The 22857-nt window shown below is 69.4% G+C and carries 26 protein-coding genes; 7 read left to right on the top strand and 19 right to left on the bottom strand.

All coding sequences use genetic code 11. The features are described 5' to 3' along the window. Window positions 1-14: 14 nt before the first annotated feature. Window positions 15-1211: a hypothetical protein gene (locus ISU07_RS16325; RefSeq protein ID WP_194707881.1), complete on the bottom strand. Its 1197-nt coding sequence runs from the start codon at window positions 1209-1211 to the stop codon at window positions 15-17. Window positions 1212-1371: 160 nt separating this feature from the next. On the opposite strand from ISU07_RS16325, the gene ISU07_RS16320 reads away from it, so the two are divergent. Further along, the gene (locus ISU07_RS16320) at window positions 1372-2616 is read left to right on the top strand and encodes a glycoside hydrolase family 1 protein (protein ID WP_194707880.1); all 1245 of its coding nucleotides are present in this window, start codon (window positions 1372-1374) and stop codon (window positions 2614-2616) included. A gap of 414 nt (window positions 2617-3030) precedes the next feature. Here ISU07_RS16320 and ISU07_RS16315 read toward each other — a convergent pair whose 3' ends face one another. From ISU07_RS16315 to ISU07_RS16260, 12 genes are all read right to left on the bottom strand, one after another. Further along, complete coding sequence (locus tag ISU07_RS16315) at window positions 3031-3660, bottom strand: hypothetical protein (protein WP_194707879.1); 630 nt, start codon at window positions 3658-3660, stop codon at window positions 3031-3033. Between the two features lie 75 nt (window positions 3661-3735). Then, the gene (locus ISU07_RS16310) at window positions 3736-4887 is read right to left on the bottom strand and encodes a DUF262 domain-containing protein (RefSeq protein WP_194707878.1); all 1152 of its coding nucleotides are present in this window, start codon (window positions 4885-4887) and stop codon (window positions 3736-3738) included. 97 nt (window positions 4888-4984) lie between these two features. Further along, on the bottom strand, window positions 4985-5566 hold the full coding sequence (locus tag ISU07_RS16305) for an MBL fold metallo-hydrolase (protein WP_194707877.1): 582 nt from the start codon (window positions 5564-5566) through the stop codon (window positions 4985-4987). After that, complete coding sequence (locus ISU07_RS16300) at window positions 5566-6366, bottom strand: fumarylacetoacetate hydrolase family protein (protein ID WP_194707876.1); 801 nt, start codon at window positions 6364-6366, stop codon at window positions 5566-5568. Before ISU07_RS16300 ends, ISU07_RS16305 begins: the two co-directional genes overlap by 1 nt. A gap of 10 nt (window positions 6367-6376) precedes the next feature. Then, entirely contained in the window at window positions 6377-7258 is an 882-nt protein-coding gene (locus ISU07_RS16295; RefSeq protein ID WP_194707875.1) for a fumarylacetoacetate hydrolase family protein, read from the bottom strand. Beyond that, window positions 7255-8217 (bottom strand): ketopantoate reductase family protein, encoded by a 963-nt coding sequence (locus ISU07_RS16290; RefSeq protein ID WP_194707874.1) that lies wholly within the window; start codon window positions 8215-8217, stop codon window positions 7255-7257. Before ISU07_RS16290 ends, ISU07_RS16295 begins: the two co-directional genes overlap by 4 nt. Beyond that, window positions 8214-9176, bottom strand: coding sequence for a heme-binding protein (locus ISU07_RS16285; RefSeq protein ID WP_194707873.1), 963 nt, complete (start codon window positions 9174-9176; stop codon window positions 8214-8216). The genes ISU07_RS16290 and ISU07_RS16285 overlap by 4 nt, the downstream gene beginning before the upstream one ends. After that, entirely contained in the window at window positions 9173-9970 is a 798-nt protein-coding gene (locus tag ISU07_RS16280; RefSeq protein ID WP_194707872.1) for an SDR family NAD(P)-dependent oxidoreductase, read from the bottom strand. The genes ISU07_RS16285 and ISU07_RS16280 overlap by 4 nt, the downstream gene beginning before the upstream one ends. A gap of 88 nt (window positions 9971-10058) precedes the next feature. Then, window positions 10059-10301 carry a hypothetical protein gene (locus ISU07_RS16275; protein WP_194707871.1) on the bottom strand — a complete coding sequence of 81 codons (243 nt, stop codon included), beginning with the start codon at window positions 10299-10301 and terminating at the stop codon, window positions 10059-10061. 60 nt (window positions 10302-10361) lie between these two features. Then, a complete protein-coding gene (locus ISU07_RS16270) occupies window positions 10362-11225 on the bottom strand; it encodes a fumarylacetoacetate hydrolase family protein (protein ID WP_194707870.1) in 864 nt (287 codons plus the stop codon). Next, window positions 11222-11992, bottom strand: a complete 771-nt coding sequence (locus tag ISU07_RS16265; RefSeq protein WP_194707869.1) for an SDR family NAD(P)-dependent oxidoreductase — start codon at window positions 11990-11992, stop codon at window positions 11222-11224. Before ISU07_RS16265 ends, ISU07_RS16270 begins: the two co-directional genes overlap by 4 nt. Further along, on the bottom strand, window positions 11992-12942 hold the full coding sequence (locus tag ISU07_RS16260) for a VOC family protein (protein WP_194707868.1): 951 nt from the start codon (window positions 12940-12942) through the stop codon (window positions 11992-11994). The genes ISU07_RS16265 and ISU07_RS16260 overlap by 1 nt, the downstream gene beginning before the upstream one ends. A 162-nt stretch (window positions 12943-13104) precedes the next feature. Here ISU07_RS16260 and ISU07_RS16255 point away from each other — a divergent pair, with 162 nt between their 5' ends. Further along, complete coding sequence (locus tag ISU07_RS16255; protein ID WP_194707867.1) at window positions 13105-13410, top strand: antibiotic biosynthesis monooxygenase; 306 nt, start codon at window positions 13105-13107, stop codon at window positions 13408-13410. A gap of 64 nt (window positions 13411-13474) precedes the next feature. Here ISU07_RS16255 and ISU07_RS16250 read toward each other — a convergent pair whose 3' ends face one another. Beyond that, window positions 13475-14269, bottom strand: a complete 795-nt coding sequence (locus ISU07_RS16250) for an aldo/keto reductase (RefSeq protein WP_228522015.1) — start codon at window positions 14267-14269, stop codon at window positions 13475-13477. Between the two features lie 121 nt (window positions 14270-14390). Between ISU07_RS16250 and ISU07_RS16245 the strand changes: the two genes are divergently transcribed. Then, window positions 14391-15137, top strand: a complete 747-nt coding sequence (locus ISU07_RS16245) for a hypothetical protein (protein WP_194707866.1) — start codon at window positions 14391-14393, stop codon at window positions 15135-15137. A 58-nt stretch (window positions 15138-15195) separates the two neighbouring features. After that, complete coding sequence (locus ISU07_RS16240) at window positions 15196-15633, top strand: SRPBCC family protein (protein ID WP_194707865.1); 438 nt, start codon at window positions 15196-15198, stop codon at window positions 15631-15633. A gap of 122 nt (window positions 15634-15755) precedes the next feature. On the opposite strand, the gene ISU07_RS16235 is transcribed toward ISU07_RS16240, so the two are convergent. From ISU07_RS16235 to ISU07_RS16215, 5 genes are read right to left on the bottom strand one after another with little or no spacing between them, the layout of a single operon-like run. Further along, on the bottom strand, window positions 15756-16529 hold the full coding sequence (locus tag ISU07_RS16235) for an SDR family NAD(P)-dependent oxidoreductase (RefSeq protein WP_194707864.1): 774 nt from the start codon (window positions 16527-16529) through the stop codon (window positions 15756-15758). Continuing rightward, on the bottom strand, window positions 16526-17113 hold the full coding sequence (locus ISU07_RS16230; RefSeq protein WP_194707863.1) for a VOC family protein: 588 nt from the start codon (window positions 17111-17113) through the stop codon (window positions 16526-16528). The genes ISU07_RS16235 and ISU07_RS16230 overlap by 4 nt, the downstream gene beginning before the upstream one ends. After that, a complete protein-coding gene (locus ISU07_RS16225) occupies window positions 17110-18453 on the bottom strand; it encodes an aldehyde dehydrogenase family protein (protein ID WP_194707862.1) in 1344 nt (447 codons plus the stop codon). Before ISU07_RS16225 ends, ISU07_RS16230 begins: the two co-directional genes overlap by 4 nt. Then, window positions 18450-19430, bottom strand: a complete 981-nt coding sequence (locus tag ISU07_RS16220; protein WP_194707861.1) for a fumarylacetoacetate hydrolase family protein — start codon at window positions 19428-19430, stop codon at window positions 18450-18452. The genes ISU07_RS16225 and ISU07_RS16220 overlap by 4 nt, the downstream gene beginning before the upstream one ends. Before the next feature lie 7 nt (window positions 19431-19437). Beyond that, window positions 19438-19728, bottom strand: coding sequence for a putative quinol monooxygenase (locus tag ISU07_RS16215; protein WP_194707860.1), 291 nt, complete (start codon window positions 19726-19728; stop codon window positions 19438-19440). 198 nt (window positions 19729-19926) lie between these two features. Here ISU07_RS16215 and ISU07_RS16210 point away from each other — a divergent pair, with 198 nt between their 5' ends. The 3 genes from ISU07_RS16210 to ISU07_RS16200 are packed head-to-tail and all read left to right on the top strand — an operon-like array spanning window position 19927 to window position 22856. Then, window positions 19927-20934 (top strand): sugar ABC transporter substrate-binding protein, encoded by a 1008-nt coding sequence (locus ISU07_RS16210; RefSeq protein WP_194707859.1) that lies wholly within the window; start codon window positions 19927-19929, stop codon window positions 20932-20934. 5 nt (window positions 20935-20939) lie between these two features. After that, complete coding sequence (locus tag ISU07_RS16205; RefSeq protein WP_194707858.1) at window positions 20940-22049, top strand: ABC transporter permease; 1110 nt, start codon at window positions 20940-20942, stop codon at window positions 22047-22049. Between the two features lie 21 nt (window positions 22050-22070). Beyond that, window positions 22071-22856, top strand: a complete 786-nt coding sequence (locus ISU07_RS16200; RefSeq protein WP_194707857.1) for an ATP-binding cassette domain-containing protein — start codon at window positions 22071-22073, stop codon at window positions 22854-22856. The last annotated feature ends 1 nt before the right edge of the window (window position 22857 follow it).

Genomic DNA, 22857 nt, shown 5'->3' with positions numbered 1-22857 from the left:
CATCCTCGGTCGCCTCAGTCCAGCAAGCGCACGAAGTCGCGCAGCCACCGCTCGAGGGCAGTGGGACCCCGAGCCTCGGCCCCGATGCCGGCTAGTCGGGAGGGGAGCATCACGTCGATGCGGTACCAGTCGGCGTCGCGGCGGTAGCACTTGATCCGCCCGGCCTCGTCCCACTCGGCCGGGATCGGGTACTCCGCACTCTCCCCGGCGCCGCAGTTCGCGCGCTTCGTGGCCTGCACGTTGAACCAGGTCCGCAGGCTGGCCTCGGAGTCGAACCCCAGGATGGCGGGATCGCGCTCCAGTCCGTCGACCTCGCAGTTGAGCTGGGCCGTCGCTCCGGGGTTGTCGACGGGGGCGCCGATGGGCCGGCACTGGTCAGGCGAGATGCCGACCGACCGGGCCACCGCCTCCGCCGTCGGGTCGAGACCGCCCGCGGGTGCCGTGGACGATGGCGCAGGGGTGGGCAGGGGGAGCGGCTTTCCGGTGTCGTTCCAGCCGGGGCACTGCTCGAGATCCAAGGCGAGCACAGTCCTCTGGTACGTCACGTTGGTGCTGGCCTGCCACGCGGCGAGGTCCTCGACCGCGGTCTGCAGGGACGCGACGGCAGCGGCGATCGCCTGCGCGTCCGAGCCGTCTGCCGGGATGGTCGCCACCAGGCTCGACGACGCGAGCAGGTCGGTCGCGATGGCGTCGATCTTCTTGTAGAAGGCGGCACCGGCGTCGATGAAGGCATCGACCCGGCGGTCGTCGGGGCGCTCCAGGGCCCGCACCTGCCCGACGTAGGCCTTGTAGGCGTCCGCGTTGTCCTGGAGGTCCCGGGCAGTCGTGACCAGGTCGGCCGAGGCGGGTCGGTACTCCCCGGAGGCGATCAGGACGCCGACGTTCTGGACGGTGTCGCCCAGGTCGCGCAGCGGGTCACGGAGCTCGGCACCGGACTGCTCGCACACGGAGTTCACCTGGCGCTGCCAGTCGGCGAGGCTCACCGGCTCGGGGAGCGACCGGTAGCCCACGTACGCGCCGAAGATCGCGGTCACCACGCCCACCGTGGCCGCGATCGCGGCGCCGGCCGTGCGGAAGCGACGGAGTCCGGGGATCCGCCGCCAGCCTGCCGGGGACGGCTGAGCCATCTCGACGGGCGCGGGCTTCGGCTTGTCGACGGGTCCCGGCGGGGCATCGTCGGCAGGATCGGTGGGGGGCTCGTCGTCGGCCACCGCTCCCCCTTACGTCCCCGTCGCAGCACGAGCGCGCTCAGTGTGCCACCGGCTGGAGGGCGCGTCGAGACGCCGATGGTTCGTGTCTCTCATGGCGCTGATGCAAGGTATCCACGATCTCGGCCTTCCTGTCGGGGCCGATGCATCGTTCGATGTGCGCATGACGGACCGCACCTTCCCGCCGGGTTTCCTCTGGGGCGTGGCCAGCGCCGGCCACCAGAACGAGGGCGACAACACCACCAGTGACACGTGGTTCGTCGAGCACGTGACGCCGTCGGTCTTCCAGGAGCCGTCCGGCCGGGCGTGCGACGGGTGGAACCGCTGGCGCGAGGACGTCGCCCTGGCCGCGAACATGGACCTCACGGCGTACCGCTTCTCCGTCGAGTGGGCCCGCGTCGAGCCCGAGGAGGGCACGTTCGACCAGGCCGCGCTCGACCACTACGAGGCGGTCGTCGACGAGGTGATCGCGCGCGGCATGGCGCCGGTCGTGACGTTCAACCACTTCACCAGCCCGCACTGGTTCGCCAAGCGCGGCGGCTGGCTCGACCCGGAGGCACCGGCACTGTTCGCGCGGTACGCCGACCGGCTGATGGAGGCGTTCGGCGACAAGATCGCGTACGCCGTCACGCTGAACGAGCCGAACCTGCCGCACGTGCTCACCTGGCTCGGGCTCCCCGACTTCATCCGCGACCTCGAGCGCGCGACGCTCGGCGCCGCCTCGGTGGCAGCCGGCGTTCCCAAGTACCGCCCGTCCAACGTGGTGCTGCCCGAGGACCTCGACCCCATCGAGGACGGCCTCGCCGCGGGCCACGTCGCGGCCAAGGCCGCGATCAAGGCGCGGCGTCCAGACCTCCCGGTCGGGCTGTCGCTGGCGATCATGGACGACGTGGTGGTCGGAGACGACCCGTCGGTGCGCGACCGCAAGCGCGCGGAGTGCTACCAGCGCTGGCTGGAGCTCGCCCGCGACGACGACTTCCTCGGCGTTCAGAACTACGAGCGGGTGCCCTACGACGCGAACGGCGTCGTCCACCCGCCCGAGGGCGCCGAGGTCAACCAGATGCGCACCGCGATCGAGCCGCTCTCGCTCGCCGGCGCGGTCCGCTACGCGCACGCGGTCGCCGGCGTGCCGATCCTCGTCACCGAGCACGGCATGGCCACCGCCGACGACCGCCAGCGCGCGGCGTTCATCGAGCCGTCGCTGCGCGGGCTGCTGGACGTGATCGAGGACGGCGTGCCAGTGATCGGCTACACGCACTGGACGCTGATGGACAACTTCGAGTGGATCTTCGGGTACTCCTTCCAGCTCGGCCTCCACGAGGTCGACCGCGAGACGTTCGAGCGCACGCCCAAGCCGAGCGCCGGCGTGTACGCCGCGATCGCCAAGGCGCACGCCGTCACCGCCTGACCCCTACACCCGGCTGCCCCCGCATCGGTCCCGATGAGCTCGGGTTTGCTGCAGCCTTGACGCTCATCGGACACCGAGGAATTGCCCTCGGCGCCATCAGCGCAGGCCACCACCCCGGCCTACTTCGCCACATTCATGAGGTCGCCCTCGTCGATGGACAGGTACTTCTTCGGTCCGACCGCGCCCACCTAAGTGGACCGCCTCGCCACGCTCGAGCCACAGGTCGGCGATCGGCATGTCAAGGAGTCACCGGGTGACGGCGTTGTGTGGATGCGCAGCGATATCAATCTGTTTCGCCATGAAGGCAGCACATTGCGTAGAAGCGTCAGCCAGTCCTTCGCCGAAGGAGATCGCCCCGCTTCGCCTTTGACCATCATCCAAGGGACGAAGACGGTCAATCGCTAAACTCCACTCTCACCAAACTCGCCGAGCAAGCGTTTGACACAATTCTTCCACAAAGCGCACTGCACCTTGTCCTCGCGTTAAGATGGCAGAAGGACTTTCAGCTTGTATCCGACCACGAAACTCCGAGGTCCCAGCATGCACAGCAGTCCCGCGCATCAGCGCGAATTCCGTGAGCATAGTGGTGGAGCCAACGAGTGTTGCTACTTCACGTACGCCGGCCGATGACAGACGCTTGAAGTTCTTGTCGCTCACGACAATCCCTAAAGGGTGGAAAAGCCTCTCCACGTACTGCAATCCGACCCCGTGATTGTTTGCGATAAGCGATTCGAAGTATTCTGCCGCTCCGAGAGACGTCCAACAGTGGATCAACTTGGTGGCATCAGTTTCCAAGTCTCCACGCTTTGGAATCATAGTCAACCGCGCAATCTTCGTATTCAATTGATGGTTGTAGTAGCCAACGCAGTTGAGGAGGACGGGGTCAGCCTTAAAGGCTTGCGATTTTGCCTGGGCGTTGCGCAAGAGCAGGCGCACCGCATTTTCCAGCGTGGACTCTGCCTCGGCGTGAAGTAGGCCTACGTACGCGGCGGCGTTGTCCGTGCTCGCCGAGTCCCAAGAGAGTGCGCTGGCTATCGGATCCATGAACCTGGCTCGCAGTGCCGCCTCGCGTCGCGAGAGCCCGTCTGCGCTCCGTAGAAGAGCTTGCGCCTTCACGGCTCAATCGACATCTAAAGCGGGAGTTTGCGCCCGCACCACGAGACTCGGAATACCAATTACACGCGATAGAGCGTCACTCCAGAGGCTCAGACGTCCCACTACGGCTTCCCTGCTCTTAGTCGTGGCTTGCGTCCAGCGGTTAAAGTCAGGGTTAACCATAAGACCGTTGAGCGCTTCTACGACTTCGCCCTTCCTTTCGACTGACGCCAAGCGCACGTCCTCAAATCTAAGAGTTAGCACCATAACATCAAAGATAGCCCGATTGAAGCGGCCGGTCGCGTAGCCTTCCTCGTATCGCTGGAATGCGGCTTCTCCAAAGACGGCGTAGGTGCAAGCTATGGCTGCATCAATTTCGGTACAGATATCTTCCAACTGTTGCTTCAAGTTAAGCGACCAGCTCCGATTTAGACTCCTCGTGCCAGTGTCCAAGAATTGCTTGAGGTTGCCACGATACTTTGTGAAGAACGACACCAAGGCTACTGCCCGCAGCAGAAGTTCGGCATCCCGGAGTCGATAATCTGGCTCGTCAATATTCAGTATTCGCTGAATACCGCGCGAGCGGGCGGAGGCCTCGTCCAAGAAGTTGGTGAATGGTCCACTGAGGAGTGAGCGTCTCAACTCGTGGGTTGATAGGGGTGTGACTTGAGTGTTTAGGCGATGAAAGACGAACTGAAGCACTTCGTCTTTCTTCCAGTTTCGCATGACTATGGTGCGAATGGGAAGGTTTGCAAATCTGCCGAACTCCGGAGCGCCGCTAACCTCGAAGTACTTGGCGCCATTGAACTGAGGCAAGGTTTCTAAACCGGTTAGCCGCAAATCCCCATCGATAACAAATCGCTTGAGGCTGCCAAGTCGCTGCTTGCCGTCAATGACGAGGTATTGACGACTCGACCTTGCGTTCACCGGCACTTCGGCCAACGTGATCGGAGGGACGGGACATCCGAGCAATAGAGACTCTATATAGAGAGATGCCTTCTTGTCATCCCAGGCGTTCCGGCGTTGAAACGGGGGATCTACATCAAAAATGTTGCGGGTTATTTGGTCAATCAACGCGCCAGTCGTCCAGTCCGTCGTCCAAACGACCGTCTCCGGCAAGTACTTGCGGGTCGCGTCGCGCAGTTCATCGTCATCGATCTCGTCCTGCCACTCCATGAACCCTCTCCTTGCCTCGCCTTCGCGAGCGCGACAATATCCGACGGGGCGGTGGCCGGACCGCCCAGTTCCTTCGTGCGACCCAGGGCAATGATCGTCAGATCATCGAGAGGGATGCCAGCATCCCGACGTACTTGCCCACGTCGGTGAGCTCGCCCTCGTGGATGGGCAGGTACGTCGCGGGCGCGACCGCCCGCACGTAGTCGACCGCCTCGCTCAGCTTGAGCCACGGGCCGTCGATCGGGACCGCCAGCGTGGCGATGTCGCGCCCCGGCAACGTGAACGAGTCACCGGGGTGGAAGAGCTCGCCGTCGCCGACCAGGTACGCGAGGTTCGGGCAGCCGGGGACGTCGCCCCACACCGGCGCGTGGATCCCGCCCAGCACCTCGACGCGCTCGCCGAGGTCGAGGACGTCGCCGGGTCGCGCGATCCTCAGCGCCTGCTGGGAGAACTGCGCGGCGGTCTTCTCGTCGACCACGAGCGTGGCCCTCGGGTTCTGCCGCAGGAGGGTGACGACCACGGACGCGTCGACGTGGTCGGCGTGCTCGTGGGTGACCAGCACCGCATCCAGGTTGGTCAGGTCCGCGAAGCCGCTCGACAGGGTGCCCGGGTCGATCAGCAGCCGAGCGCGCGGCGTCTCGACGAGCACGCAGGCGTGGCCGAGGTGGGTGATGTCCATCAGGCAGGGCCTTCCACGAACGTCTGGGTGATCTCGCCGATCCCGTCGAACCGGCTGACGAGCGTCTCGCCCGGCCGCAGGAACCGCTGCGGCTCCATCCGGTTGCCGACGCCCTCGGGCGTGCCGGTGAAGATCAGGTCGCCGGGCAGCAGCTCGACGACGGCGGAGAGGTGCGCGACCAGGCGCGGGATCGAGAAGAGCATCGAGGACGTGCGACCGGACTGGAGCGGCTCGCCGTCGAGGTACGACGCGAACGCGATGTCGTCGGGGTCGTCCAGCTCGTCGGGTGTCACGATCCACGGTCCGGTCGGCCCGAAGCCCGCGTGCGACTTGCCCAGCGAGAACTGCGCCGGCCGGCCGGTGAGCTGGAGCACCCGCTCGGAGAGGTCCTGCCCACCGGTCACCCCGGCCAGCGCGTCCCACGCGTCCGCCTCGGCGATGCGCCGGCCTCCGCGGCCGACGACGGCGACGACCTCGACCTCCCAGTCGACGTGCCCCTCGGGCAGCGGGACGGTGGTCGTCGGACCGGCGATCGAGGTCGGCCACTTGGTGAAGACCAGCGGCACGTCGGGTGCGGTGTACCCGGCCTCGGCGGCGTGCGGCGCGTAGTTGAGGGCGATCGCGAACACCTGGCGCGGGTCCGGCACCGGGGCGTCGAGGTGCTCGGCGTCGTACGGGAACCACGGCCCGTCGGCCGGCTGGACCGGCTCGTGCAGGAGGTCGCGCAGCGACGGCCCGAGGTCACGCGCGCGACCGTCCTCGAGCTCGACGGCCCGGCCGTGGAGAGACCCCAGTCTCATGAACGGGGCCTCACGAGTAGAGGTCGATCGCGTAGGGCTCGGTGTCGTGCGCCTTCGACCACGGCACGACCGTGTTGCGGAGCAGCCCGACCTCGGCGATCTCCGCCTCGACCACGTCGCCGGGCTGCAGGTAGAAGTCGAACGGGTTCGGCTGGATCGCCGCGACCCCGGAGATGGTGCCGGTCGTGATGAGGTCGCCGGCGGAGTACCCCTGCGGCGAGTGGTACGCGACCAGGTGCGGGATCGAGATGAGCAGGTCCGAGGTGTTGCCGCTCTGGCGTACCTCGCCGTTGACGCGCAGCTCCATCGCCAGCTGGTGGGGATCAGCGATCTCGTCGGCGGTCACGATCCACGGCCCGATCGGGCAGAAGGTGTCGATCGCCTTGGAGAAGCTGAACACCCCCGACTGCATCTCGCGGCGCTGGATGTCGCGGGCGGTGATGTCGTTGAACACGGTGTACCCCGCGACGTACTCCTCGGCCGCCCGCTCCGGCCCGAAGAACGTGCCGGCCTTGCCGACCACGACGGCCAGCTCCAGCTCGTAGTCGAGCTCCTTGGTCAGGCCCTCGGGGTAGACGATGTCGTCCTCGGGCCCGACGATCGCGTCGACGTTCTGGAAGAACACGATCCCCTTGTGCACCGGGTGCGACCAGTCGACGGCCTGCAGCTCCTCGTGGTGCGCCGCGAAGTTGCCGGCCGTGTGGAAGAACTTCTTGGGCGTGATCGGCGCGCGCAGGCGTACGTCGGCGAGCGCGAGCCGCTCGCCGGTCGCGCGCACCTCGCCGCCGCGCTCGAACCACTCCCGCGTGCTGGGCACGTCGAGCTCGATCACGGTCTGGTCCTCGAGCTCGAGGCGGCCCACCCGGCCGTCGTCGAACGTCACCAACTTCATGAGGTCTCCTCCACATTCATCGGCCAGGAGCGCTCGAGTCCGTGGACCAGGGCGACCATCGCGTCGTGACGGGGCGTCGGCACCCCGGCGGTCCGTCCGGCGGCTGCGACGCCGCCGTTGAGCACGTCGACCTCGGTACGCCGCCGGGCCAGCACGTCCTGCAGCATGCTCGGCTTGTGGTGGTAGGCGATCTCGATCGCCTCGGCCACCATGGCGGCCGGGTCCTTCTCGGTCTCGATGCCGAGGGCCGCGCAGACGTCCTGGGCCTCGGCGACCAGCGCGTCGACCTCGGCGCGGAGTGCGGGGTCCTCGCAGAGCGGGCCCATCGGCAGGCCGGTCAGCGCCGCCAGCGGGCTGGTCGCGGAGTTGAAGACCACCTTGTCCCACTGGGGTCCGCGCGCGTCCTCCAACGCGTGGGTCTTCAGGCCGGCGCGGGTGAGCAGGTCGGCCAGCAGCCGGACCTCGTCCATCGACGCCGGCTTCGGCTCGAACGGTCCGAGCCAGGTGTCGCCCGGCGCGTCGTACCGCACCACGCCAGGCTCCGTCACCGCCCCGGCCGGGAGGATCGTGCCCCGGATGACCCTCGGTACGAGGTCGGCGAGCACCTCCTCGTTGCCCAGCCCGTTCTGCACGCTGGCGACCGCCGCGTCCGCGAAGACGTCGGCGCACGCGGCCACCGCCTCACGCGTGTGCTCCGCCTTGGTCGCGACGATTCCCAGCTCGCAGGCAGGTACGTCGGCCGCGTCGGTCGTGGCACGGACCGGCGATCCCTCGGTGGTTGAGGTGTGAGGGCCGCCAGGCCCGAGCCTCGAAACCACCACCAGCCCCCGCGCGTTGATCGCGTCCACGTGCTCGGCCCACGGGTCGACCGCCCAGACCTCGACGTCGTCGAGGCGGGCCAGGTGCGCGGCGTACAGGCTCCCGATGGCCCCGCACCCGACCACGCAGATGTGGATCACCGGTACGCCGCCAACGCTTCCGCCGCGACCTCGTGGCACCGGAACGGTGCCGGGCCGGCGACCCCGACCCCGCCGACGACGCGACCGTCGCGGGTGACGGGCAGGCCGCCGGACAGCGAGGACGTCGGGACGGGCAGCACGTGGGCGCTCGCGGCGAGCCGGTCGGCCAGGTCGCCGCTGGGGGAGTGGAACAGCGCGGAGGCGGCGGCGACCGCCTCGGCGACGTACGCGCCGCCGACCGGGGCGTCGTCCATCGCGTCGTGCTGGACCGGCTCGCCGCGGCGGTCGACGACGCTCACGGCGACCGCGAGCCCGGCGGCCCGAGCGCGGTCGAGGACGGCGTCGGCGAGGCCGCGGTACCAGTCCAGGTCGCCCTGCTGCGTCGCCGCCGGTGCCTCGGCGGTGCCGAGCCCGGTGGGCGGGTCCTGAGGCCAGGCGCCGTACGCCGCCTCCCAGCGAGGGGCGTCGTCACCGTGCTGCCCGACGTACTCCTGCTCGATCGCGTAGGCGATGACCAGGTCCTCGGGGTTGGCCGGCTTGCCGTCGGCGATCATCACCTCGGGCGCCAGGCCCGGCGGGATGAACGGGCTGACCGTCGCGCCGGACGCCGCGATGCCGGCGACGATGCGGCCGCCTCGGCGCACGGGCAGGCCGCCCGCGCCGGGGAACGCCGCCTCCGGCGAGATCGCCGGGAAGCCCGCGGCCACCGCCGGCGCGATCACGCCCATGCGGTGGAGGTGCTCGGTGCTGGGGATCCGCTGGGTGGCGGCGATCCAGGCCTTGGAACGTGCCCGGCCCATGCCGCCGGCCCCGCCGTCGTCCATCCGCGAGCCGGTGATCAGCGCGCCGCTGGCGCCGACGACGACGATGCCGCCCGAGAGCCCGAGCTGCTCGGCCTTGTCGACCGCGCGGCGCACGAGTGCGCGGGCGGACGCGAGGTCCAGGTCGGCGACGTTCATGCGCCGACCATGTTGTAGCCGCCGTCGGCCACGACGTACCCGCCCGTCATGTGCGACGCGTCGTCGGTGGCGAGGAAGAGCGCGGTGCCGGCCAGCTCGTCGGGGCCGGGGATGCGGCCCATCGGCGTGAGCTTGCGGAGCTGGTCGCCGCGGCCGTCACGCCAGTCCTGGCGGGCCAAGGTGGCGTCGGTCTCGATGAAGCCGGGGGCGAAGACGTTGACCCGCACCGTCGGCGCGAACGCGTGCGCGTAGGACTTGGTGAGGCCGAGGATGCCGTACTTCGCGGCGGCGTACTGCGGCGCACGGGCGCTGCCGCGCACGATCACCGTCGAGCCGATGTTCACGATCGCGCCGTGGCCCTGGTCGAGCATCCGCGAGCCGAATTCATGGGTGCAGGCCATCGTGCCCTTGATGTCGACGGCGAGGACGTGGTCGACGGACTCCTCGGTGAGGTCGCGCCACGACATCTGCTCGCGGGCCACGTCGCCGACGTTGTTGATGGCCACGTCGAGGCCGCCGAGGCGATCGAAGACCTCGTCAGCCAGCGCCGTGACCGAGCTCCACTCGGCGATGTCCGCCTGGAACAGCTCGGCCTTGGCACCCGCCTCCTCAACGGCTTCGGCCGTCTCCTCGGCGCCTGCTCGTGACGAGCGGTAGTGGATGCCGACGGTCGCCGCACCCTCCAGCGCCGCGCGCCGCGCGATCGCGGCACCGAACCCGGTGCCGGCGCCGGTCACCAGGACCGAGCGGCCCTGGAAGCGCCGGGGGACGGGGACGGGGCGTGGGTGGCTCACGATCAGCCACTCTGTCCCCGCGCGGGGTGAAGGGGAACGCGGTGCGTCGTGATGCTCGGCATCCGCGCGCCCGATGGAGCGTGCTGGGTCAGGCGGCGAGGCCCGCGCGCAGGCGGGACACCCAGCGGCGCAGCGGCGTCTCGACCGTGGCCGGCCGGGTGATCGGCAGCAGGTGGGTCTTGCCCTCGCGGGTGGCGATCAGCTGGATCGCCTCCTCGTCGTAGGCGTGGGCCAGCTGCTCGGCCCGGACCAGGTCGTTCTGCTCGACGGCGCCGTTGATCGCGGTGACGTACGAGCTGTGCAGGACGTTGAGCTCGTCGATGAGTCGCATGACTCCAGTGTGGCAAGGGATTGGAACGATCCAAAGATGGCGCCGCTGTGATCTTGCTCCCTACGCGATGGCGGCTTCGAGGGTGCCGATTCCCTCGACCTCCAGGCGCACGACATCGCCGATCTCGAGGGGCGGGGGAGTGCGCTCGCCGTTGCGCCCCCAGAGCTCGGCCAGGCAGCCGCCGCCACCCGTCGTCCCGGACGCGAGCAGGTCGCCGGGCTTCACGACGGAGTCGCGCACGGCGTACGCGACCATCTCGGCGAACGTCCACCGCATGTGCGACAGCCGGTCGTGTCCGAGGCGCTCGCCGTTGACGAACGCCTGGCAGTCGAGGTCGAGGAAGCCGTCGTCGGTGAGGTACGGCGCGAGCTCGTCGGCCGTGACCACCCACGGGCCGATCGAGGTGGCGAAGTCCTTGCCCTTCGCGGGGCCGAGGCCGACCTGCATCTCGCGGGCCTGGATGTCGCGGGCCGACCAGTCGTTGACGATCGTGTAGCCGACGATCTCGAGGTCCGGCCCGACGACCGCGCCGACCTCCATCTCGTAGTCGAGCGCGTGGCACCGCTCCGGCTTCGGGATCGGCTGGCCGGGTCCGTACAGCGCGTGCGGGTTGGTGAAGTAGAAGGTCGGCGCGTCGTACCACGCCTCCGGCACCCCTGGACTGCCCTCGATGCTGCGCCGCACGCCCTCGACGTGGGACTCGAAGGTGACGAAGTCGCGGACGCTGGTCGGGAAGTACGGCAGTTCGAGCGACTCGGGCCCGTAGGGCAACGGACTCCCGCGAGCTGCCGTGGATCCGTGCTCGAGCGTGCGCTCCAAGCCCTGCGCCAGCAGGTCGCCGACGGTCAGTCCGTCGGGCAGGAGGTACGCCCCGTCGTCGGTGAGGACCGCGCCTCCTTGACCCTTGAGCGTGCCGAGCCTCATCGGTCCCCATGGTGGTCGAGCCCGCGAGCGCCAGCGAGCGGTGTCGAGACCCCGATGGCGTCGGCGATGCCCTTGTGCGAGACGTGCGCGGTGAGGCCGCCGTCGACGGCGATCTCGGCGCCGTTCATGTACGCCGACCCGTCCGACATCAGGAACACGATGAGCGGTGCGATGTCGTCGACCTGACCCGTGCGACCGAGCGGGATCTCGGCCAGCGCGGCCCCGCGGAACGCCGGCGAGGCGTTCTCCATCAACGGCGTCTCGACCAGGCCCGGCATGACGGCGTTGACGCGAATGCCTCGGGCGCCGAGCTCGAGGGACGCCGTGCGGGAGAGGCCGCGCAGGGCCCACTTGCTCGCGGTGTACGCCGCGGCCACGTGCCCGCTCAGCGCCGCGACCGAGCAGATGTTGACGATGCTGGCGCCGGGCTTCATCAGCGGCGCGAGGGCCTGGATGCCCAGCAGGGGACCGGTCACGTTGATGGCGAAGGTCTGGTTCCAGGCGTCGAGGGGTACGTCGGGCAGCCGGTCGCGGCCCGCCACACCGGCGTTGTTGACCAGCCCGTGCACCTCGCCGTGCTCGGCGCGGAGGTCTTCGGCGAGCTCGGACCACGCGTCGTACGACGTCACGTCCAGATGCCTGCCGTCGAAGGGGAGGACGTCGGTGGCGATGACGGTTGCGCCGGCGGCTTCGAGGGCTCGCGCCTCGGCCTCACCCTGTCCGCGGGCGGCGCCGGTGACGACGACGACCTTGCCGGACAGGTCCATCAGACCGGCGGAGCGACGAAGACGCCCTTGTCGGGGTCGTTGAAGGACTCGCGGGCGATGATCTCCGACATCGGGTCGGCGGTGCCCCACTGGTCCTGCACGTTGGGGTCGGCGATGTCGTGCAGCGACGGGTGCCACTCGTCGGTGCTGAGGCGCTCGAGCTCGGTCGTGTACTCCATCGTGTTGCCGCTCGGGTCGATGAAGTAGGAGAACGTGTTGTTGCCGGCCAGGTGCCGACCCGGTCCCCAGACCTTCTTGATGCCGGCGCGCATGACGCGGCCGGTGCCACGCATGTACTCGTCGAGGCCGCGCATCTCGAACGACACGTGGTGCACCGAGGTGTGCGGGCCGCGGGCGATCGCCAGGCTGTGGTGCCAGTCGTTGCACCGCATGAAGTGCATCATCTCGCCCATGTGCTGGCTCCAGAGCGAGTCCGAGAGCTGGAAGCCGAGGTACTTGGTGTACCAGTCGCGCGTCGCGTTCGGGTCGTTGGAGTTCATCACCGCGTGCGAGATCCGCACCGGGATCGCCTCGCCCTCCTCGACCGCGCGGTGCTGCCTCGTGGCGACGTCCGAGGAGACCTCGATGGTCCGCCCGTCGAGGTCGAAGAACCGGAACCCGTAGCCCCCGCCGGCGGTCTGCAGCTCGCCCGGGTCGCCGACGAGCTGCACGCCCTCGCCGCCGAGCTTGGCGGCGAGCTTGTCGACGGAGTCGTTCGAGTCGGCGCCGAACGCGATGAGGTCGAGCCGCTTCTCGTCCGCCTGCCGCAGCCGGACGACGTACTGCTCGGGGGAGCCCTCCGCGGCGAAGTACGACAGGTCGCCGTCCTTGCCCTCCTCGGTGAGGCCCCAGGTGTCGCGGTAGAAGGTGCGCTGGGTCTCGTAGTCCGGCACCGCCAGGTCGACGTGGCGCAGGTGGGTGATCCCGAACTCGTTGAGGTTGCCGCTCATGGTGCGACCGTAGGTACGGGTGGGTGTCGGGGGAACCTCGAGTACGTGATGCCTGGCATCACCGCCGGGCGGCGGGCATTGCCGCGCCACCGGCGTCCGCCTAGCCTCCGACGAGCGGCCAGGTGTGCCGAACGGGGCTATCCCGGACAGAGGTGGTCAGGCATGTGGGCACAGATCCAGCGCGTCAGCACGAAGCCGGAGAGTGAAGCCGCAGTTCTGGAGGTCTTCGAGCAACTACGTGCCGTCGAGCAGGAGGACTCCGGTCTCGTGCAGACGCTGGTGATGCGCAGCCAGAAGGATCCGACCGAGCTGTTCACGGTCGTGGTGTTCGAGAGCGAGGAGAAGGCTCGTGCGCGCGAGGTGGACCCCAGGCGCCAGGAACCCCTGCAGCGCATCCGGGAAACCATGGGGAGTGTCCTGGCCGGGCCGCCTGAGTTCTTCGACTGTGACGTCCTGCTGAGCAGGTAGCCAACCGGCGTCGCCACAGCCACCGGCAAGCAGGTCGCCGGCGTCAGCCTCGTCCAGTGCCGCGCTAGCCCTTCCCGAGGGCGTCGAGGGCGGCCATGTCGTCGTCTCCGAGCGTGAACCCGGCGACGTGCGCGTTGGAGCGGATCCGCTCCGGGTGCACGGACTTGGGGATGACCACGAAGCCGTGCTGGAGGTGCCACCGGATGATGACCTGGGCGGCCGTACGGTCCTCGCGCTCGGCGATCTCCAGGATCGTGGGGTGGTCGAGCGTGCCGCCGCGCAGGGCGCTGTACCCCTCGAGCACGATGTCGCGCTCGCGGTGCTCGGCCACGGTCGCGGCGTCGTACAGAAATGGGCTCCACTCGATCTGGTTGACGGCCGGGGTGAGCCCCGTGGCCTCGGAGACCTCGTCGAGGAGCGCGGCGTCGAAGTTGCTGACGCCGATCTCGCGGGCGAGCCCCATCTCGCGGGCCTCGCCGAACGCGCGCCAGATGTCGGTGTTGGACGACCCGTCGCCGGGCCAATGGATCAGCCACAGGTTGACGTGGTCCGTCTGCAGCAGGTCGAGACTCTCCTTGAGAGTGTCGAGCTCGTGTCCGGTCCTGCTGGGCGGGCACTTGGTGGTCACGAAGACCTCCTCGCGCGGCACCCCGCTCTCCGCCAGGGCGCGTCCCACCTCGCCCTCGTTACCGTAGACCGTCGCGGTGTCGAGGTGGCGATAACCGGCCTCGAGGGCCACCGAGGTGGCACGGACGGCGTCGTCGCCCTTGATCTGCCAGGTCCCGAAACCCAGCAAAGGCATTGCCGAGCCGGCAGCCAGGGTCACGGTGTCGTCGGGCAGGTCGATCGAGTCCGTCATGTCTCCACCCTAGGCAGACGGGATCAACTGCCCATGTCGGAGCCCTTGACCCGATGAACCACGCAGGCTCCCACCGACCTGGTCGTGGTCGCGGATGACGATCATCGCTGATGATGACCTCATGCCGCTCACCATGCACACCGCCGCGGATCGACCGGACCTGTGGGAGCGCGGCATCCCGTCGGAGTCGGTGTGGCCGGAGTACAACCTGCACGGAGACGTTCTGAACCAGTGGTGGGGACGTCTGGACGTGGACTTCCCCGAGTTCCAGTTCGTGCTGCACGAGGACACCAGCGACGAGGTGGTGGCCGAAGGACACACGGCGCCGTTGTGGTGGGACGGGGTCGATCACACTCTTCCGGACGGGATCGACGCCGCGATGGAGCAGATCTTCGTCCGGCCAGGAGGCGAACGTGCCAACACACTGTGCGCGCTGGCGGCCGAGACTCCGCGCGAAGGTCGCGCCCGAGGGCTCGCGGAGCAGCTGCTCAGGGCCATGCGCACCATCGGGGAGCGTCACGGCCTGACGCACTTCATCGCTCCGGTTCGGCCGTCCGCGAAGGAGCACTACCCCCTGTCGCCGATCGACAGCTACGTCCGGTGGCGTCGAGAAGATGGACAGCTGTTCGATCCGTGGATGCGCATCCATGAACGTCTCGGGGCCCGCGTCTCGACCTCACTGCCCCAGTCGTTGCGGATCACGGGCACGGTCGAGGAATGGGAGTCGTGGACCGCGATGGCGTTCCCCGAAACGGGCGACTACGTGTTCCCCGAAGGTCTGGCTCCCGTCCACATCGATCGGTCGAGTGACCAGGGCCTCTACTGGGAGCCCAACGTGTGGATGGTGCACCCGGACCTGGAGGCCTAGCACCGACGCGGCCGGAGGTCGGCTTGTGTCGAGTGGCACCACCCAGCAGGGTGCTCGTATGGGTTCGCTCGACCTGTCGGTGTGGATCAAGGCCACTCCCGCGCAGGTGTGGCGTGTCTACGTCGATCCCAGTCGGGTCCCTGACTGGCAGACGGGCAAGCCCGTTGTCACTCGGGTGGAAGGAGCGCCTGGCCAGGTCGGCTCGACCTATGTCTCCAGTCGCGGCCGACTGTCAGCGACCACGGTCGTCCTGTCGGCCGAGAGCCCGAGCGAGCTCGTGACGAGGACCGACGCCTCCTTCGGTCTGCGACTCGACGTCACCTCCCGGCTCGACGAGGAGTCGGGCGGTACGCAGCTCCGGATCCATGCTCGAGCTCGCTGGCGTCCGAGCCTCGCACCGATCGCACGGCTGGCTGAGCTGGCCATCCTCAACCCGCGGGAAGGCCGCAAGGAGCTCGCCAATCTCAAGTCCCTCGTCGAGCAGCTTCATCCGTGACCGTGCAGCTTCCACCCGTCCACGAGGGCCATCAGGGCCCATCACCGACGGTGCTCCCGCCTCGGTGGCGCGGGCATGCGGCCCGGCACTCCTCCGGATGAGCCCGCGGAGGGACCCGTCTGTCAGCCGAGGACCGAGCCACCGCCGTCGACCACGATGTTCGTCCCCGAGATCCACGAGGACTCGTCGGAGGCCAGGAAGACGGCGGCGTTGACGACGTCCTCGGGCTGGCCGACGCGGCCGAGGGGGATGCGGTCGAGGACGACGCGCTTCATGCGCTCGGGAGGGTCGGCGAGGAGGCCGGCGGTGTTGGGGGTCGAGGTCATGCCGGGGCTGATGACGTTGGCGCGGATGCCGTGGGGGCCGCCCTCGACGACGAGCTGGAGGGTGAGGGCGATGACGCCGCCCTTGGCGGTGGAGTGGGCGTTCTGCGGCATGAACTCGACGCCGCGCAGGGCGGCGATCGAGCCGACGTTGATGATCGAGCCGCCGCCGTACGCCTTCAGGTGCGGCCACGCGGCGCGCACCGTGTAGTAGACGAGGTCGAGCTCGTTCCTCATCGTGAAGTCCCAGTCCTCGATGCTCAGCTCGTCGATCGCGCCGAACCGCTGGGTGGAGGCGTTGTTGTAGAGGATGTCGATGCCGTCGTACGTCGCCACGGCGGCGTCCACCCAGGTACGGGCTTGTTCGGGGTCGCCGAGGTCGACGCCGCCCATCACGGTGATCTCGCCGCCGGCGTCGCGGACCAGGGCTTCGGTCTTCGCGGCGCCCTCGGGGGAGAGGTCGCAGCCGACGACGCGGGCGCCCTCGGCGCAGAGGCGGCGCGCGGCCTCGACGCCCATGCCGCCGCCGACGCCGGTGATCAGGGCGATCTTGCCTGCCAGCCGGCCGGTCATGGGACGTTGCTTGGATCGTCACCGGGTCTCGACACGGGCTCGCCCAGGGGCTCGCCCGGCTCGACCAGCATGGGGTCACCGGGTCTCGACACGGGCTCGCCCAGGGGCTCGCCCGGCTCGACCAGCATGGGGTCACCGGGTCTCGACACGGGCTCGCCCAGGGGCTCGCCCGGCTCGACCAGCAGAGAACGGTCCAGGAGCTCGATGAGGTTGCCCTCGGGGTCGCTGACGAAGGAGATCCGTACCCCGGGCTCGGGCGAGGGGCTCGGAGGCATGCGCTCGGTGGCGCCGAGGGCCAGCAGGGAGGCGTGCGTCGTGGAGAGGTCGTCGACCGTCAAGGCCAGGTGGCCGAGGCCGCGGGTCAGAGCCGCATCCATCGGACGCGAGACGCCGATGCCGGGGACGTTGCCCTCGCGGTGCAGCAGCTCGACGCGGTAGCCGTCGGGGGAGCGGAGCATGGCGCCGCTGAAGCCGAACTCGGTCAGCGCGAACTCGAACTCGACCTCGAGGCCGAGGGCGGCGACGTACCAGTCCCGCATCGCCGCGAGTGCGCCCACGTTGATGCCGACGTGGTCGAACCTCATGCGACCACCATGGTCCGGACGTTGGTGAACTCGCGGGTGCCCTCGGCGGAGAGCTCGCGCCCGTACCCGGACCGGCCGATGCCGCCGAACGGGAGCCGGGGGTCGGAGGCGACCATCGCGTTCACGAACAGCGCGCCGGACCGGATGCGGCGGCCCACGGCGAGCCCACGGTCGGACTGAGACCAGACCGAGGCGCCGAGGCCGTACGCCGTGTCGTTGGCCAGCTCGACGGCGTGGTCGTCGTCACGGGCGCGGACCACGGCCGCCAACGGGCCGAAGGTCTCCTCGTCGAAGGCGGTCATGCGCGGGGTGACATGGTCGAGGATCGTCGGCTCGTAGTGCCAGCCGGGACCGTCGACGAGAGCGCCACCGGTCACCAGCACCGCGCCCTCGGCGACCGAGGTCTGAACCTGCCGGTCCAGCTCGTCCCGCAGGTCGGCGCGTGCCAGCGGCCCCATCGGGAAGCCCACGAGACGTGCGACCAGCAAGGCCACGAAAGCGTCCGCCACCGACTCGGAGACGATGAACCGCTTGGCCGAGATGCACGACTGACCGCCGTTGCCGAAGCGGGACTTCACGGCCGCGTCGGCCGCGGCCGAGAGGTCAGCGTCGTCGAGCACCACGAAGGGGTCGGATCCGCCGAGCTCCAGCACGCTCTTCTTGAGCGCGGCGCCGGCGGCGGCGCCGATGGCGACGCCGGCCCGTTCAGAGCCCGTCAGCGTCACGGCCGCGACCCGAGGGTCCGACACGATGCGCGGCGTCATCTCGGCCAGCTGCGAGTCGGCCAGGACGAGAGTGGTGAAGAGGCCGGCGGGCGCACCCGCGTCCGAGAACAGAGCAGCAATGGCCAGCGCGCACCCCGTCACGTTCGGCGAGTGCTTCAGCACGCCGGCGTTGCCCGCGACCAGCGCCGCGCACGCGAACCGCAGCACCTGCCAGAACGGGTAGTTCCACGGCATCACCGCGAACACGACGCCCAGCGGCTCGTACGACAGCCACGACCTCGTGGCACCTGAAGGAACGACGTGGTCGGCCAGCCAGTCCGGCGCGAGCTCGGCGACGACGTCGCAGTTCCACGCGCACTTGTCGATCTCGGCCAGCGCCTCGGCGAGCGGCTTGCCCATCTCGGCGGTGATCAGCGCGGCGTACTCCTCGCGCCGCTCGGTCAGCAGCTTGCCGACCGAGCGGAGGAGTGAGGTCCGCTCGGTCAGGGGAGATGAGGACCACGTCTGGAAGGCCGCGTACGCCGCCCCCAGCGCACGATCGACCGCGGCCTCGTCGAAGACGTTGTACGTCGCGAGGTCGCGGCCGGTGGCCGGGTCGACGGTCGTGATGGTCATGCCGACGTGGCCACCCGACGCCGGGCCGGCGGCACCGGCGGCGCCGTCGAAGCAGCGGACACCACGTGGTTGCGGATCGTCCCGATGTGCTCGACGGTCATCTCCACCACGTCGCCCACCTGCAGCGGCGGCGGGGTGAGCGAGCCGGTGCGGCCCCAGGACTCGGCGAGCGAGCCGGAGGCACACGTACCCGACGCGAGCACCTCGCCGGCCTTCACCCACGACGCGCGGGAGGCGTGCTGCACGAGCTGCTCGAACGACCAGCCCATGTGGCCCGAACGGTCGGCGCCCACCTGCACCCCGTTGACCGAGACGGTCATCGGCAGGTCGAGGAACCCATCGGCGTCGCGAAAGCCCTCGAGCTCGTCGGCGGTGACGACCCACGGGCCGATGGTGGTCGCGAAGTCCTTGCCCTTCGACGGGCCGAGCTTCAGCTTCATTTCCCGGCCCTGCACGTCGCGGGCGGACCAGTCGTTCATCACGCAGTACCCGCCGATCGCGTCGCGCGCCTCCTCCGGCGAGGCGTTGCGCACGTCGCGGCACACGATCGCCGCCAGCTCCAGCTCGAAGTCGAGCCGCTCGGTGTCCGGCGGCATCTCCACGTCGTCGTACGGGCCCGTCACGGCGTGCGGCGCCATGAACAGGAAGATCGGCGCCAGGTACCAGTCCTCCGGTACCCCGGGGGCGCCGTGCCCGCGCTCCATGCCGTCGACGTGCGCCTCGAAGGTGAGGAAGTCGCGCATCGAGGTCGGGTAGACGGGCGGCAGCAGCACCACGTCGCTCAGGGGGAGCCCATCACCGGCGGCCGCCTCGTCGGCGAGCTGCTCGCGGCGGTCGCGCGACTGCGCCAGCAGCACCACGAGGTCGGCATCCACCGCGAACGGGTGGATGCGCAGGTGCTCGCCCTGCCCGAGCACGAGCCCGGTGAGCCGGTCGCCCGGCTCGTCCGACGGCCTGCGGAAGGCGGCGAGTCTCATCGCGGGCTCAGGCCAGGGTCTCGTAGAACGCGCGCTCGCGGTTCGCGAGCACGGGGATCGCGGTGTCGAGCGCGTAGGTCCTGAAGTGGTCCGAGGCACCGTGCGCGGCGTACGCCGCCTCGTCGGTGTAGACCTCGAACAGCCGGAACACCAGCGGCTCCGCCGGGTCCTGGTAGGCCTGGTAGAAGAGGTTGCCCTCCTCGGCCCGGGACGGCGGGGTCAGGTTCTCGATCGCCCCACGGACGACGTCCTCCTGACCAGGGTTGGCGGTCCAGGTGGCCGAGACGACGTAGGGCATGGGGACTCCTCTGGAAGACAGACCGAGCTGACGCGACGACCGTAGGGGCGGTCCGAACCCCCAGGGAAAGAGCGCGCGTCGATGCCTGGCATCACGCCGATCGGGGTTCTGCATCGGGGCCGGCGCCGACATCGTGTGACCGACCGCACAGGTGGCCTGTCCCGAATCCTCCGGCCGCCGCGACACTCAGGAGAGTCCATGTTCCAAGCCTCCAAGAACCGCCGCCTCGCGCTCGCGGCCATCGCCGTCAGCGGCCTGACGACGCTCGCCGCCTGCGGCGGCGGTGGGACCAGCGCGGCCGACGGCGGCACCGGCAGCGACAGCAGCCCTGACAGCGGTGGCGGCGACACGTCGAAGACCATCGTCTTCTCCCCGATCGGCCTGCAGGTGCCGGCCATGAAGCAGCTCTCGGAGGGTGTCACCGGCTACGGCCAGAGCAAGGGCGTCAAGGTCACCATCCAGGACCCCAAGCTCGACCCGCAGAAGCAGGTCACCGACCTCCAGACCGCCATCGAGTCCGGCTCCGTCGACGGTGCGTGGGCGATCATGCTCGCCCCGCCGGCCGCTGCCTCCCTCGTGCAGTCGGCCCTCGACAAGGGCGTGCCGATGATCCTCAACGGCACCCCCGAGGACTACGGCCTGAAGGGTCTCGAGCCCGGCGTCTCCTTCTCGACGATCGACTACGAGGCCCAGGGCAAGGCCATGGGCGAAGAGCTCGGCAACTGCATCAACGAGAAGCTCGACGGCAAGGCCCAGGTCCTGTTCGGCGACTCCGCCCCCGGCACCGCCGGCAAGGAGGTCCAGGAGAAGGCCATCCTGGACGCGCTGAAGGCCACCGCGCCGGACGCCGAGATCGTCGCCCACATCACCATCTCCGACCGCACGGCCGCCCAGACCGACGTGGGCAGCGCGCTCCAGGGTCACCCCGACATCACCGCCGTGATGGGCCAGAACGACGAGGGCTCGCTCGGCGCGCTCGGCGCCTTCGCGGCCGCGGGCAAGGACCTGCCGTGCCTCACCGAGACCGGTGGCAACGACGAGGTCCTCCAGGCGGTCAAGGACGGCAAGATCTACGCCTCGGTCGCCCTGCAGTTCGCCGACGACATGGTCCAGTCCTTCGACGCGCTGGTCACCATGATCGACGACCCCTCGGCGACCGGTGTGCAGCTCACCGTGCCGCAGAAGGTCGTCAAGCAGGACAGTTGATGACGATGACGACTCCTCACGTGTCGACCGAGGTCCCTGACGTCGCCGGGGCCGGGGCGGACAGCCCCGGTCCGGCGCCGGTGCCGACCGGCAGCGACGTACCCCGCGCGGTCTCGGTCCTGGTCTTCCTGCGCGACCGCGGCATCTTCATGCTGTGGGGCCTGCTGATCCTGGTCTTCGCGTTCTGGTGCTCGCCGTACTTCTTCACCGTCGACAACGCGATCCTGGTCGCGAACGCCGGCGCCCTCACCGCACTCTTCGCGGCGGGCGTCGGCATCGGGATCATGACCGGCGTGCTCGACCTGTCCCTCCCCGGCACGGCCGCGCTCGCGAGCTGCGTCACCGGCTGGATGCTCACCCACGACTACAACACCGCGCTGAGCCTGCTCGCGGGTCTGGCCATCGGCGTGGCCGTCGGCCTGGTCAACGGGGCCATCTCGTTGCGCGGCTTCAACCCGATCATCGTCACCATCGGCACCTTGTCGGTGCTCACCGGCCTGGCGTCGGTGGTGGCCGGCGGCTACACGTTCCCGGGGCTGACACAGCTCGAGTTCATGGGCACCCACCGGTACCTGCGGATCGGTGAGGGTGGCTCGACCTTCACCGGGATCCCGGCTCCCGTCTTCATCGTCGCGGTCGTGTTCTTCGTCGGCACCGTGTTCCTGACCCGCACCCGCGACGGGCTGCGGCTGATGGCGGTCGGTGCGAACGCCGAGGCGGTACGCCGCGCCGGCATCCACAGCGACCGCTACAAGGTGCTCGGCTTCGTCATCAGCGGCGTGCTCGCCGCGGTCGGCGGCCTGGTCAACACGGCCAACGTCACCGAGGCGAGCCCGGTCGCCAGCCCCGGCATCCTCTTCACCGCCCTCACGGCCGTGGCGCTGGCCGGCGTGGCCCTGACCGGCGGCCGGGGCAGCCTGCCTCGTGTCCTGGTCGGCGCGCTGATCCTGGCCACCATCGCCAACGGCCTGATCATCCGCGGGATCCAGCCCTACTGGGCCACGGTCGCCACCGGCGCCCTGCTGCTCGGCTCGCTGATGTTCGAGCGGGTGCTGCAGACCGCGGTCTCCGAGCGGCTGATGACCGCCAACCTCTCCGTCCACGCCCGGAACTGATGATTGGCAAGGCTGAGGACCATGACTGAGAACAGCACGCCGGCGCTCGAGCTCACCGGTATCGAGATGCACTACGGCTTCGTCCGCGCCCTCGACGACATCGACATCCACGTGATGCCGGGCGAGGTCGTGGCGCTGCTCGGCGACAACGGCGCCGGCAAGTCCACCCTGCTGAAGGTGATGTCCGGCGCGCACAAGCCGTCGCACGGCAGCATCCGCGTGCACGGCCAGGAGCAGTCGTTCCACGCGCCGAGCGACGCGGCCGAGGCCGGGATCCAGATGGTCTACCAGGACCTCGCGCTGGTCGAGCCGCAGGACATCTCCACCAACCTCAACATGGGCCAGGAGACGCTGCGCAAGGGACCGCTCGGCCTGCTCGGCTTCGTCGACCGCAAGGCGATGCGGCGCAGCTCCGAGGCCGAGCTGGACCGCCTCGGTGTCCGCACGGCGCCGATGACGCGCCCGGTCGAGATGCTGTCCGGCGGTCAGCGACAGGTCGTGGCCCTGGCCCGCAGCGCCATCCGGGTCAACGGCGAGTCGCGCGGGATCCTGCTGCTCGACGAGCCCACCGCGGCCCTCGGCTACGAGCAGACCAAGAACGTCGAGGGGCTGATCGAGCGGATGGCCGCCCAGGGCATCGCGATCGTGATCGTCACCCACGACCTCCCGCTCTGCTACGAGGTCGCCGACCGGATGGTCATCCTCAACCGGGGCAAGAAGTGCGCCGACGTACCCGTCGAAGGCACCGACCGCGACCACGTCGTCGGCTGGATCACCGGCTCCCGCGCCTCGATGTTCGCGGCCTGAG

The organism is Nocardioides islandensis (assembly GCF_015352455.1).
Taxonomy (GTDB): Bacteria; Actinomycetota; Actinomycetes; order Propionibacteriales; family Nocardioidaceae; genus Nocardioides; species Nocardioides islandensis.
Note: the sequence above shows the minus strand (reverse complement) of the source record. Positions and strands in the feature narration are given on the sequence as shown.